The 14119-nt window shown below is 31.3% G+C and carries 8 protein-coding genes; 1 reads left to right on the forward strand and 7 read right to left on the reverse strand.

Annotated elements, in window-relative coordinates; genetic code table 11:
• Positions 1-5: 5 nt before the first annotated feature.
• Positions 6-1796, forward strand: coding sequence for an acyl-CoA dehydrogenase family protein (locus CLU82_RS02045; RefSeq protein WP_100844899.1), 1791 nt, complete (start codon positions 6-8; stop codon positions 1794-1796).
• Positions 1797-2350: 554 nt separating this feature from the next.
• Here the strand turns inward: CLU82_RS02045 and CLU82_RS02050 are convergent.
• From CLU82_RS02050 to CLU82_RS02085, 7 genes are all read right to left on the reverse strand, one after another.
• Entirely contained in the window at positions 2351-8560 is a 6210-nt protein-coding gene (locus CLU82_RS02050) for a T9SS type A sorting domain-containing protein (protein WP_100841517.1), read from the reverse strand.
• A 374-nt stretch (positions 8561-8934) separates the two neighbouring features.
• A complete protein-coding gene (locus CLU82_RS02055; protein WP_100841518.1) occupies positions 8935-9624 on the reverse strand; it encodes a 2'-5' RNA ligase family protein in 690 nt (229 codons plus the stop codon).
• A gap of 83 nt (positions 9625-9707) precedes the next feature.
• A complete protein-coding gene (locus CLU82_RS02060; RefSeq protein ID WP_100841519.1) occupies positions 9708-10604 on the reverse strand; it encodes a S9 family peptidase in 897 nt (298 codons plus the stop codon).
• A 252-nt stretch (positions 10605-10856) separates the two neighbouring features.
• The gene (locus CLU82_RS02065; RefSeq protein WP_157813307.1) at positions 10857-11228 is read right to left on the reverse strand and encodes a hypothetical protein; all 372 of its coding nucleotides are present in this window, start codon (positions 11226-11228) and stop codon (positions 10857-10859) included.
• Between the two features lie 236 nt (positions 11229-11464).
• Positions 11465-11920, reverse strand: a complete 456-nt coding sequence (locus CLU82_RS02070) for a VOC family protein (RefSeq protein WP_100841521.1) — start codon at positions 11918-11920, stop codon at positions 11465-11467.
• A gap of 287 nt (positions 11921-12207) precedes the next feature.
• Entirely contained in the window at positions 12208-12867 is a 660-nt protein-coding gene (locus CLU82_RS02075; protein ID WP_100841522.1) for a hypothetical protein, read from the reverse strand.
• Positions 12868-13654: 787 nt separating this feature from the next.
• A complete protein-coding gene (locus tag CLU82_RS02085) occupies positions 13655-13939 on the reverse strand; it encodes a hypothetical protein (protein WP_100841524.1) in 285 nt (94 codons plus the stop codon).
• Positions 13940-14119 lie beyond the last annotated feature (180 nt).

Raw genomic sequence — 14119 nt, forward strand, 5'->3', positions numbered from 1 at the left:
AAGTCATGAGCGACAAAACAAGAGGTGGTCAATTCATCGTAAAAGAAACAAAATGCGAAGATATCTTCACTCCGGAAGATTTCAATGAAGAGCAATTAATGATGCGTGACTCTGTAAAAGAGTTCGTTGACAAAGAATTGTGGGCACACAAAGATCGTTTTGAGAAAAAAGATTATGGGTATACACAAGAGTGTATGAAAAAAGCCGGAGATCTTGGTTTCTTAAGCGTAGCAGTTCCGGAAGCTTATGGCGGAATGGGAATGGGATTTGTAAATACGGTTTTGGTATGTGATTATATTTCGGGAGCAACGGGGTCATTCTCTACTGCTTTTGGAGCTCATACTGGAATTGGAACTATGCCAATCACATTATACGGAACCGAAGAACAAAAGCAAAAATACGTTCCTAAATTAGCCTCTGGTGAATGGTTTGGAGCATACTGCTTAACTGAACCAGGTGCAGGATCAGATGCTAACTCTGGAAAAACAAAAGCAGTTTTATCTGAAGACGGAAAAACATATTCGATCACAGGACAGAAAATGTGGATTTCGAATGCAGGATTCTGTTCAGTATTTATCGTATTCGCAAGAATTGGTGATGACAAAAACATTACAGGATTTATCGTAGAAAACACTCCAGACAATGGAATTTCTATGAATGAAGAAGAGCATAAATTAGGAATTCGTGCTTCTTCTACCCGTCAGGTTTTCTTTAATGAAACTAAAGTCCCTGTGGAAAACATGTTGTCTGAAAGAGGAAATGGTTTCAAAATTGCAATGAATGCTTTGAATGTGGGTCGTATCAAATTGGCAGCAGCATGTTTGGATGCACAGCGCAGAGTAATCACGGGTGCTGTTCATTATTCTAACGAAAGAATGCAGTTCAACACCGCTATTTCACAATTTGGAGCTATTCGTTCTAAATTGGCCGAAATGGCAACATCTTGCTACGCAGGAGAAAGTGCTACTTACCGTGCTGCAAAAGATATTGAAGACAGAATTACAGCTCGTGAGGCTGAAGGTGTTTCTCACCAAGAATCAGAATTGAAAGGTGTTGAAGAATATGCTATCGAATGTTCTATCTTAAAAGTAGCCGTTTCTGAAGACGTTCAAAATTGTGCAGATGAAGGAATTCAAATCTTTGGTGGAATGGGATTTTCAGAAGACACCCCTATGGAAAGTGCCTGGAGAGATGCCCGTATAGCTCGTATCTACGAAGGAACCAATGAAATCAACAGAATGCTTTCAGTGGGTATGTTAATCAAAAAAGCCATGAAAGGACATGTTGATTTATTAGGACCTGCTTCTAAAGTTCAAGAAGAATTAATGGGAATTCCATCTTTTGATACTCCTGATTATTCTGAATTGTTTGCTGAAGAAAAAGAAATGATAGGTAAATTGAAAAAAGCATTTCTTATGGTTGCTGGTGGAGCTGTACAAAAATACGGACCAGATTTAGATGCTCACCAACAATTATTGATGGCTGCTTCTGATATTCTAATCGAAATATATATGGCTGAGAGTGCAATTTTGAGAACCGAAAAATTAGCCAAAACAAATGGTGAAGATAAAATCAAAGAACAAATTGCAATGGCGCAATTGTACTTGTACCAAGCAGTAGATATTATTACACAAAAAGGAAAAGAAAGCATTATTTCTTTTGCCGAAGGTGATGAACAACGTATGATGTTAATGGGATTACGTCGCTATACTAAATATACCAACATGCCAAATGTTGTTGGTTTAAGAGAAACAATCACCACAAAATTAGTTGCAGAAAACCAATATTGTTTCTAATACACAACCTTTTTAGTTTTTATTTGTTAAAAAGCCACAACTGTCCCTGAATGACATTGTGGCTTTTTGTATAGAATTGAGTTCCATCCAACAGAATAATTTTATATTTCTCTTAAATGAGAGAAAAAATATTACTATTTCTTTACCTTTACTAGTTAATAAACTATTAAACATCAAAGATATATAGAGAGAAAAATATCTATATCAAGAAAAGATTCAGAAGAATCTCCTTTCAAAAAGAAATAGTAAATAAAGGTTTAGATTGTACCATCAATATGAATCTTTATACTTTTATTTTAAAACTAAAAAAAATGTACAGTACTATATTTTATTCGCTGCTTGGCGTATTCTTGTTTATATTTAGTACTCTATTAACGCTGATATCTTTAGCTTAATCATAATTCACTTAATTCTCAACAAACTTAAAAATACTTAAGATTAGGATTATTTCTAGCATCAAAATATGTTACAGAATTCAACTTCCAAAAGCAAAAAAGACCACTCAAATTTTGGTGGTCTTTTTTTTTTTTTGCATTATTATAACTTAGAAAAAATTATTTTTTAATCACTTTGATTACTGAAGATTTATTAGCCGAAATAATTTTTATAAAATAAGCACCTTCGGCCAAAGAGGACAGATCAACCTTTGTTCGAACTGAATGAACCGATTCTCTAATCAACTGCTGACCAATAAGATTCATTACAATAACTTCTTCGATTTCCTGATTCATCTCAACATTTACAGTATCGCTGCTAGGATTTGGATAAACTAGTCCCGAATTTTTATCTTCTTCAAAATCAGGATTAGACAAAGCAGAACCGACATAATATGCTGTACTATCTATTGTCCAATTATTGCCATCCGGAGCAGTATTCTTATCGGCTTGAATAGCTGTAAGAATAGGGTTTTTTGTGGCATCAAAAGTAGTTATATTACTGTTGTTTTTATTTTCAATATTTAAAGTCATCAACTGATTATTAGAGCAATCCAAATAATTCATAATCACATTTTTGGTCACATCTAAAGTGGTTAATTGATTAAAAGAACAATCTAAATAAGTCAAAGCAATATTTTTGGTTACATCCAAAGCTAAATCAGTGGTTAAAACAATCTTTTTAGCACTGCTTTTTGTATCTCCTAATTTATTATGAGAGCAATTCAAATAAGTCAAAGCCAAATTTAGTGTTACATCCAAAACGATTAATTGGTTGTATGAACAATCTAAATAAGTTAAAGCAGTGTTTTTGGTTACATCCAAAGAAGTCAATGAATTTGAACTGCAATCCAATATTTCCAGAGCGACAAAATCCTGAATACCTGTCAAATTTGTAATATTTCTGCTTGCAAGTTTCAAACCAGTTACATTGGTAATATTGGCAGTAAGTACTTTTCCATCTATGTTACCAGAATCTATTCCTTGATCAATCAAAGCTTGTTCAAAGTTAGGATCAGGAATAGCAGTGTATGTGAGTGGATTACAAGCGATAGTACTATAATTTGCCGTAGCATCTTTTTCCCAACCACTATTTAGAGCAGTGGAGCTATCGGCTTGAATGCAAGTAAGATTTGGATTCAATGTGGCATTAAAAGTGGTTATCTTGTTATTATTCCCATTTTTAATATTCAAATTTAGTAATTTATTAGAAAAGCAATACAACTGGGTCAAATTTGTATTTTTGCTTATATCCAAATTAATCAACTGATTATTAGCACAATGAAAACTAATCAAAACGGGATTTTTAGTTACATCCAATGTGGTCAGTTGATTTTGAAAACAATTCAAATATTCTAAATCGGGATTTTTTGTTACATCTAAAGCTGTCAATTTGTTACTACCACAATATAGAGCATTTATAACAGTATTTTTGGTTATATCCACAGCAGTCAATAGATTATATGAGCAATCCAACGAAGTCAAACCTATATTTGAGGTTACATCTAAAACAGTCAATTTATTATTATTACAATTTAAATCAACCAAAGTTTTACTCCTTGTTAAACCTAAAGAGGTAAGTTGATTAGAATAGCAATATAGCTTAGTCAAAGCATTATTTTTGGTTGCATCCAAAGCTGTCAATTTATTTGAACTACAATCTAAATAAGTCAAAGCTGTATTTTTACTTACATCCAAAGAAAATAATTGATTTGAAAAACAACGTAAATCAGTCAAAGCTGTATTTTGTGTTACATCCAAAGCTGTCAATTTATTTGAATTACAATCTAAGTTAATCAATCCTATATTTTTGGTTACATCTAAAGCTGTCAATTGATTACCAATGCACTCCAACTCAATCAAAGTTGTATTTTGTGTTACATTCAAAGTTGTCAATTGATTATAATCGAAATATAGACCTATCAAAGCTGTATTTTTACTTACATCCAAAGTGGTCAATTGATTTCTATTACAATTCAACAAAGTCAAAGCCGTGTTTTTGGTAACATCCAAAGTGGTCAATTGATTGTTATTGCAATACAAGTTCTGCAAAGCCAGAAAATCCTGTATCCCAGTTAAATTTGATATATTTTTACTTGAGACATTCAAACTGATCACATTAGCAATATTTGAAGTAAGTACTTTTCCGTCTATGCTACCAGAATCGTATCCTAAATTAATCAAGGCTTGTTCAAAGTTCGTATCTGGGATATTGGTATAGGAATATACTGAACAAGAGGTAATGCTATAGCTCGCAGTTGCATCTTTTTCCCATCCAGAATTTGGAGCATTAACATTATCCGCTTGAATACAAGTAAGCTTCGGATTAGCTGTAACATTAAAAGTAGTTATTTTGCTATTATTACCGTTTTTAATATTTACAACAGTCAATTGATTGGCATAACCTTGCATCGTATTCAAAGCAGTATTTTTGCTTAAATCTAAACTGGTCAATTGATTTGAATAGCATTTCAAATAAGTCAAAGCTGTATTTTTTGTAACATCCAAAGTAGTCATTTGATTATTATTGCACCACAAAGTAGTTAAAGCAGTATTTTGACTTACATCTAAAGTGCTAAATTGATTTGAATAACCTTGTAATACCGTTAATGCTGTATTACTATTTAAATTTAAATTAACTAACTTATTATCAAAACAATACAAAATACTTAAGTCGGTATTTTTACTAATATCTAAAGTGGCTAATTTATTGCCACTGCAATACAATGTAGTGACAGCTATATTTTTGGTTACATCTAAAGTTGTCAATTGATTATCATTACACACCAATGTATTCAAAGCTATGTTTTTTGTTACATCTAAAGTAGTCAATGAATTTGATCCACAATTCAATTCTGTCAGAGTTGTATTTAGACTTACATCCAAAGCTGTCAATTTATTGCCCCAGCAAACAAATTGAATCAGGGAGGTATTTTTACTCACATCCAAAGTGACTAATTCATTACCATTACAAATCAAAATAGCCAACGCAGTATTTTTGTTTACATCCAAAGCGGTCAATTTATTTGCTCGACAATTCAAAGCAGTCAAAACTGAGTTACGGGTTACATCCAAAGTGGTTAATAAATTTGAAGAACAATCCAAAGTTTTCAAACCCACAAAATCCTCTATACCTGCCAAATTTGAAATATTCTTACTAGAGACATTCAAACTGGTTATACCGTTAATATTATCAGTAAGTACTTTTCCATCTGTATTACCAAAATCATACCCCATAGCAATCAATACTTGTTCAAAACTGAGGTCTGGAATAGCTGTATAACAGGCAGTAATGTTATAATTTGCAATAACATCTTTGTTCCAACCAGAATTTGGAGGAGTTACACTATCGGCTTGAATGCACTTAAGATTAGGATTGTTTCTAGCATCAAAAGATGTTACATTAACGTTATTTCCACTTTTAATATTCAAAGTCACCAATTGATTATTATTGCAATACAACTCCGTCAAAGCAATGTTTTTACTCACATTCAAAGTAATCAATTTATTTTGTGAGCAGTTCAAGGTTTTCAATGCTACAAAATCCTTTATCCCTGTTAAATTTGAAATATTTTTAGCAGATACATCCAAATTGATTACATCAACAATATTGGAAGTAAGTACTTGTCCATCTATTGGAGTAGAATCATAACCCAAATCAATCAATGCTTGCTCAAAATTGGTATCGGTTATGGAGGTATATCCTAGTGAAGTGCAAACGATGTTATAATTTGCAGTAGGATCTTTTGTCCAACTACCATTTGGAGGTGTTATACTATCGACCTGAATACAGCTGAGTTCAAAATTGTTTGTGGATTTGAAATACGTTAATTTGCTATTGTTTCCGTTTTTAAGATTCAAGTACTTTAGTTTATTTGATCCGCAATCCAAATAGGCCAAATCAGTGTTGTTGCTAATATCCAAAGCAGCCAATTGATTTGAATTACTATAGATTTCTTTCAATGCAGTACTTTTACTAATATCCAAAGTAGTCAATTGATTTTCACTACAATCCAAATAGATTAAAGCAGTATTAAACTGTAAATCCAAAGCGGCCAATTGATTTTTATTACAATAAAAATTAGTCAAAGCCATATTTTTGCTGACATCCAAAGTAGTCAATTGATTCATAAAACAATAAAATGTAATCAAACCAGTATTATTTGTTACATTCAAATTGGCTAATTGATTATTATAGCAATAAAATGTAATCAAATCAATATTATTGTTCACATCCAAACCGGTCAATTTGTTGTTACTACAATCAAAATCGGTTAGAGATACATTTTTACTTACATCCAAAGTAGTAAATTGATTTATTGAACAATGTAAATACGTTAAAGATGTATTTTTAGTTAGATTCAAATCAGTCAATTGATTAGAACTACAATCTAAAATGGTCAAAGCTGTATTTTTGCTTATATCTAAAGTGGTCAATTTATTATAACCACAATTCAAATTTTTCAAAGCTGCAAAATCTTGTATTCCTGTTAAATCTACAATGTTTTTATTAGTAAGATCCAAACTAGTTATACCAGCTATATTACCAGTAAGTACTTTGTGATCTATAGAACCAAAATCGTAACCTAAAGTAATCAGGGCTTGCTCGAAATTAGCATCAGGTATTAATGTATAAGCAGTCGTACAAGCTGTATTGTTATAACTAGCCGTATCGTCTTTTACATTTGCCCAATTGGTGTTGAAATAATCTGCATCATCAACCAAAATACAGGACAAATTTGGATTTGTCGTGAAATTAAGATTAGTCAACTGACTATTAGTTCCATTTTTTAGATTTAAAGCATAAAGATTGTTTTTATCAGAATGAATCGTTGTTAAATTAATGTTTTTAGACAAATCCAGAGCAGTCAATAGATTCGAAGAACAATCTAATGAGACTAAAGGAAGATTGTTAGATAAGTCAAGTCCCACTAACGCATTTCCTGCGCAATTAAGACTGGTTAATGCAGCGAAATCCTTAATTCCTGTTAGATTGACAATATTGCTAAAGGAAACATCCAAAGTAGTTAATGAAGATATATCCCAAGTTATAACTTTACCATTTTTACCATCAGTATCAATGCCTAATGCTATAAGCTTGTCTTCAAATTTTGGATCGGGAATTAAAGTATATGTATTACAATCTACCTCATTATATTTTGCATAAAATTCCAGTTTATCTATCCAATTCGCTTGAGAATACGCAACGCTATTAACCAAAATACAAGTTAACTTGTAATTATAAGTACAATCTAACCTGAAAATTGAAATTGTCTTACCGGTTTTTAAATTCAATGTGGTTAATACTGAATTGCTGTTACAGTTCAAATCTGATAATACTGCATTTTTAGAAAAATCCAATCTTACAAATTTATTATTATAACACCCTACGGTTTTTAATAAAATATTTTTGGAAACATCCAGACTGGTTAATTGATTTTCTGATACTTTCAAGTTAATCAAAGCAACATTTGATGTAACATTTATACTCGTCAATTTGTTAGAATCACAAAAGAAAGAAGTCAACGCAACATTTTTAGAAACATCGAGCATAGACAGTTCATCTGAACTACAATCTAAACTCGTTAATGAAACATTCTTCGAAACATCTAAACTCTTCAACGGATTATTGTTACATTTAAGGACTTGTAAAGCAGTGTTCCTGGTTACATCCAAAGCATTCAAATAACTCCAAGAGCATTCAAAATTAATCAAAGCAGTATTTTGAGTTAAATCTAAAGAAGTAAAATTATTTTCAGTAGAATAAAAATCTGTCAAATGAATATTTTTTGTTAAATCCAGAACTGATAATTCATTTGATCCGCATCGCAACTGTGTCAAAGCAGTATTTTGAGCTACATCCAAAACTGTCAAATGATTTAAAGAGCAATTAAATAGAGACAAAGCAATATTCTTACTTACATCCAAACCCCACAACTGATTAGTCTCGCAATTCAAATCAGTCAAAGCTGTATTGTTTGATACATCTAAAGTCGCGATTAAATTTTTAGAGCAATCTAAAGTATTCAAAGCGGTATTTTGAGTTACATCTAAAGCGATTAAATTATTATTAGAACAATTCAACTTTTCCAAAGCAGCAAAAGCCTCTATTCCTGTTAATTTATTGATAGATTTAGACGAAACATTCAAACTAATTATATTAGCAATCGCAGAAGTAAGTACTTTTCCGTCTATACTACCAGAATCGTATCCTTGATTGATTAAAGCCTGTTCAAAGTTGACATCAGGGATAACTGTGTACTGTGCTTTAGCAGCAAAACACACAAAAAATGTTACAAATAATGTTATAAAGAGTTTGTTTTTTCTCATATCAGTTATAGTTAAATTTAACTATTGCAAGGTATTGTATTCTCTTATGCCCCACAAGAAAATTATTACCTTTTCTATAATCAGAAAAATAAAATCACAAGTATCACTTACATTTTTAACACTTTGTATTAAGGTTTTTTATTGAAGTTCTTATGATTGATGAGTTTATGAATTTAAAAATTCTGTGTTTTTTGATTAGCTTAAATTTGTTTAAAAAGACTAATCCATCGCTCTAAAATTCCATCTTCACCACACGACTGGGAGTGTTTTTATTATAACAAATTTGTGGATGATATAACATAAAACCAAGTCTATCATAAATTAAAAATTCCAACTTTAGTATTGTGAAACTTGAAGTAAAGTTTTTTTTTCTATCAAATTTTGAATTTCATTAATTGCTGAACCTTTTGTTTCTTTTGATACCAATCATTGTAAACTAAATACAAACTATCAACTTTTAAAGTTCCAAAATCATGATTTTTGTATTTCTCAATATAGTTCATAAAGCTAGCAACATCTTTTAATTTTTCCTTAAACCTTATGACAGTTATATGTGCTGTTATTAATGGGTACCTTTTATCTATGCTTTGTTGCAAAATGGATTGACTGAAATTGTCTCTCAAATTTTCCCGAATAGTATTTAAAGTATTGTCTTTGGGGAAACCCTGAATCATAATAGCCGATTCGGAAGCTGTAATCCCTTTAAATTCAATTTCAAATTCATTTATTGATTCAAGACTTTTACTAATTATTTTGGAATATTCACTGACTGAGATATTCTCAAGATTAAATCCAACATAACAGGATATAATGGACAAAACCGTTATGTGCAAATCAGAATTTGGGTAATAATATTGTTCTGGCTCAAGAATTTTTAGTTCATTCAAGAATTTTTGAATATCATTCTTGACTTCAATTTGAGGCCTTATCAATAATGTCATTCCAAATCTTTGGTCTAATGCATTATCTATCTTTTCATCAATTGAATACTCGCCTTTCAAAATTTTAGGATAAGCCTGATGATATAAATCCTGATATACTTTATTTAATTTTTTATTGTGCATAAAAGATTGAAGAAAATGGTCAATTGGTAAATAAACTACTTTGGTAACAGTCTCTAAAGATAACGTCTATTGTAGGCAGTGCTTTATTTTAATACTTTATACTTCTTATTGTTCAACATTTTCTGTTTTATCCATTGAATTGAAATATCAAAGGGTTCTGTACTATTGGCAAAAACAGTATTGTGCCCTAATGTTGAAAACAAGGTATATTCGAAAAGTTTACCTTTAACTTTAAAGGCATTTAATTGTTCTATACACAGCTTAACTGGAATCTGTATATCTTTCTCTCCAAAAAGCCAAAGCCCAGGAATTGAAAGAGTACCCAGAGAAGTTTTTGGGTCAGTAGCAGTAAATTGATATCGGTCAGAATCATTTTTAATATGTTCACGAGCTTCCGTTTCTGTATGATTTTCCCAAAAATCATTATTTCCATTGGTATAAAACTGAAATCTAAGTTGTTCCAAAGTTGTAATGGTAGGACAACTAAATAGAACCATAAATTCGATTTGTGGATTTTTGGTTGCAGTAATAGGAATTATCCATCCTGCTTGACTGAAACCAACTAATCCGATTGGTACTTTTTTATCTTTCAAATAGGTTCGAAATGTATTTACAGCAGAACTTGCATCGTTCGATAATAAATTAAGATTTGTAGTATCAATATTATTCGTACCAACAGATGGACCGACATACACACCGCCAGATTCTCCAACTCCACGTTTATCATATGTCAATACAGCAATACCTTCTTTGGCAAGACGTTTCGCGAATTCCATTTCTCTTTTTACTGGGTCAGACCCGTGAACAATTACAACAGCTGCAAAGGGGGTTTTAGGTATTAAAATTGAGCCTGCAAGCATGACACCCTGACTTTCAAACTTTACATCTTGAATGGTAAAGTCGGATTGCGAAAACGCAATTTCTGGTAATGCCATTAATAAAAACCAAAGAAATATGTTAGAAAAAAAGTTAGGACTCATTTTAGTTTAATTTAAAAATTTATTTTGATTTGTCTTCTGCGGGGTATTGTCTACAAGGTTCTGGCGCTTGGCGAGGTTTGGGATTAAAGATGCGAGTTTTTTTGATTATGTACAAATTTTCCAAATACAAAACCATCTTTAAATTAAGTCAAATGCTCAAATCTCTTCTAAAGGCTGTTACCATCTGTTGTTCTTTAGATTTTTTTTTATTTGGTCGTTTTCATTTTATCAATTTATTCTTTTCTAAGATATTTACTTATTTTCAAGAGACACAACTTCTATAATAACCTTTTGGCCATCTTTTAAATATCCTGGGTAATACATATCTCCACCTAATGCATTTTCGGCTAATACTGAGATATCATATATTTTAGTAGTGTCAATTTTAACTTTAACAGAACCCGTAGAATCTGTTTTATATTTTCCAACTCTTTTAAAAGTCTTCATTAAGTACCCAATTCCTTCTTTTCTAACTTCAACATCATCAAACGTATTAATTCTAGGGAGTTTGGTTTTACTGTCAACTGAATTTATTGTTATAGTAATTTGGTTGTCTAAATCAGTTTTTCTACTACAATTTGAAATTAATAAAGCTATTATAGAAATACTTATCACTATTTTCATTTTGGAAATCTTTGATTGCATAATCTATTATATTTATTTACAAAGTGTTTTCATGTAAAATTGCGTTAGATTCTTGAGTCTGCGATAATATTACTGCCAACGTTCTGGCGCTTGGCGAGGTTGCGAACTTCGGAACCGATTATTTTCTGTTAAAGATAAAATTTCTTACGAAATGTAAACGTGAATTTACCACAAAATTCGCAATCTTGCCAAACGCCTGTTAGCCGTTCGGGCTTTTATTTATTTTCAAGTTCCAGCCATTTCTCATAAGTTATTATTCCATTTTCTGGTTTTGATTCTCCTTCCAAAACTGATATAAATTCTAAAGAATGTCCATCTGGATCTTCAAAATAAATTGAAATTGCTGGAACCCAAGCAAAAACCATTGGTTCTTCTTTTCCATTACTTAAAAAATTTCTTGGTTTTAAGTTATGTGATTTTAAGAATTCAAAAGATTCATTAAGTATAAAATCAGTTTCACATTTAAACGCAAAATGACGTTTGTCAATTTGTTCTTTTGGTTTTTCCCAAATTCCTAACATAGCCTCTTTAGTTTTCCCAATCCAAAAAAAAGCAACTCTTCTTTCTTTTTCTGAATAACAAAAATCAAGGCCAAGAATGTTTTTATAGAAGTCAATTGAGATTTCTAAATTTTCAACGTACAAATGAGTTTCATAAAGTCCTTTTATCATTTTATTTGATGCTAATTTTCTTTCTTTTAGTTAATTTCCACTTTCTGCGGTAGCCTGACAGCTAACGTCCTGGCGCTACAAGATGCTTGGGGTTAAAGATGCGAGTTTTTTCCATTATGCACAAATTTTCCAAATACAAAACCATCTTTAAATTTAGCCTAAAACCCAAGTATCTTGTAACGGCTCCTATGTTTGTAAATTCATATATTTAAGTAATTAAAAAACAAAAATTGAAAGAACAAATGAGCAGAAAAAGATAGAGTAACGGCTGGCAGATGCCAGAATATTTAGTTTTGTAATCTCCATTCATTATTTTGCAAATCATCAAAACCAATTACTCCTTTATTTTGTTCAAAATAGATATTCTTTAAACTTGGTAATTGCCAATTTGCATTTGGGAAAGGATTTGGTGTAATATCGATTTTTCTGACTTTATTATAAATCACTCCATTTATTGTCATATCTATTAATTGTTCTGTATAATCTAAAAATGCACTTTGTATTCCAGTCACAAATGGTACTAAACCAATATTTGTTATAAACTTTGAATCTTTTGAAATTACAATTGGATTTGTCTGAAATGTTTTTGGCCATCTTTTCAAACTTAAGTAAAATGAGCTATTGCAACAAAAATCTCCTTCAGCAAATAAAGTTGATTGCATTTCAATTCTCTGTTCATCGTAATAGAAATATTTTGTAAAGCCATTGACAAAATCACCTCTGCTTTCAAGTTGCTTTTCGGTTTTGTTTTTCAATACTTTAAATTTCAACTCAGCATTATTTTGATTTTTATATATTAATATTTTTCCAACTTCTGTTGAGTTTACAAATTTATCATTATCAATCTGCAAAAAAGAAAAATAAGGAAGTTCGTTTCCAACTTCTGATGTGTCTGATGAGCAACTTAAGTTTAGTATTAATACAAATATTAGAATTAGTTTTTTCATAAATTTTCTTTTTTTTCCAATTTTTCAACTGGTTTCTGCCAACGTCTTGGCGCTACAAGAGGTTTGGGATTAAAGATGCGTATTTTTTCCATTATGCACAAATTTTCCAAATACAAAACCATTTTTAAATTCAGCCAAATGCCCAAATCTCTTGTAACGGCTGTTAGGCGACGGCTATTTTTAACGGAAATTTTAATTTCCACCGTGAACTTTTCACGCTTCTATTTTTAAATTCCAACTTTCACGTTTCTGCTTTTCACGTTTTCACATTTTCAATTCCAACTTTCAAGTTTCTGCTTTTCTATTACAATTTTCACGTTTCTACTTTTCACGTTTCTGCATTTCCATTCCAACTTCAAGTTTCTACTTTTCAAGTTTCCACATTTCGGTTCCAATTTTCAAGTTTCTGCTTTTCAAGTTTCCACATTTTCAATTCCAACTTTCAAGTTTCTGCTTTTTTAGTTTCTGCTTTTCGATTCTAACTAAATCTAAAATCCTTCTTTAAAATGTTGTTTTTCAGTGGATTTTTTCACATTGTAGCTGTCGCCTAACTTGTATATACACGCTACGTTATAACGTTTATACACCAAAATACGGGCTGATTGTCGCAATTATTTACGCATTATTATTTTCGAAGATATTAAAATATTCTTACAAAGAATTAAAAAGTCTATAGTAGTTTATGATCCATTACTTTTTTGCTTTGCTATTGGTGATTGAGTATTTCCCTAAAGGCATCTAACTGTATTTCCATTTTCTGGATTAGTGCATTTTTCTCAGCTAGATCTTATTTCAAGGCTCTTTCGCGGATGCTTTCAAAACGATACGGTAGGTACTCACCTAGTTGCGCTATAAAATTGTGTTTTAGCACTAGACTCAGTTTCCATAAAACAGCAAACTGTAACGTATCTTTCTTGCAATAGTCCCCCAAGCCTTTTGGGAGTATGCCCAATGCTTTGGCTATCTCGGTTTTGGTTTTTGTTTGCTGTGAGATGTGATAATTGATAAAGTTCCCTATCAAAGGGTATTGTTCGCCTCGGTCAAAGCTATGTTTGGTATTCCTGCTTGGCATAATTATCACTGTTTTATGGGTTACAGAACAAAATATAAGTAAAATCTTCTTATTTAACACTTTACATCTCCTACAAATAGGAAGCTTATCTACCCAAAAACGGTAGTATACCTCCCCCCTTTCAGGGAGTAATACCCTCTAAAATAGGGAGATAAATGGGGCAACAACAGTAGGTATACC

This window comes from Flavobacterium sp. 5 (assembly GCF_002813295.1).
In the GTDB taxonomy this organism is placed as follows: domain Bacteria; phylum Bacteroidota; class Bacteroidia; order Flavobacteriales; family Flavobacteriaceae; genus Flavobacterium.

Excerpts from the sequence above, each read along its gene's own strand:
- CLU82_RS02045 (WP_100844899.1), top strand. The coding sequence starts at position 6 with ATGAGCGACAAAACAAGAGGTGGTCAATTCATCGTAAAAGAAACAAAA.
- CLU82_RS02050 (WP_100841517.1), bottom strand. The coding sequence starts at position 8,560 with ATGAGAAAAAACAAACTCTTTATAACATTATTTGTAACATTTTTTGTG.
- CLU82_RS02055 (WP_100841518.1), bottom strand. The coding sequence starts at position 9,624 with ATGCACAATAAAAAATTAAATAAAGTATATCAGGATTTATATCATCAG.
- CLU82_RS02060 (WP_100841519.1), bottom strand. The coding sequence starts at position 10,604 with ATGAGTCCTAACTTTTTTTCTAACATATTTCTTTGGTTTTTATTAATG.
- CLU82_RS02065 (WP_157813307.1), bottom strand. The coding sequence starts at position 11,228 with ATGAAAATAGTGATAAGTATTTCTATAATAGCTTTATTAATTTCAAAT.
- CLU82_RS02070 (WP_100841521.1), bottom strand. The coding sequence starts at position 11,920 with ATGATAAAAGGACTTTATGAAACTCATTTGTACGTTGAAAATTTAGAA.
- CLU82_RS02075 (WP_100841522.1), bottom strand. The coding sequence starts at position 12,867 with ATGAAAAAACTAATTCTAATATTTGTATTAATACTAAACTTAAGTTGC.
- CLU82_RS02085 (WP_100841524.1), bottom strand. The coding sequence starts at position 13,939 with ATGCCAAGCAGGAATACCAAACATAGCTTTGACCGAGGCGAACAATAC.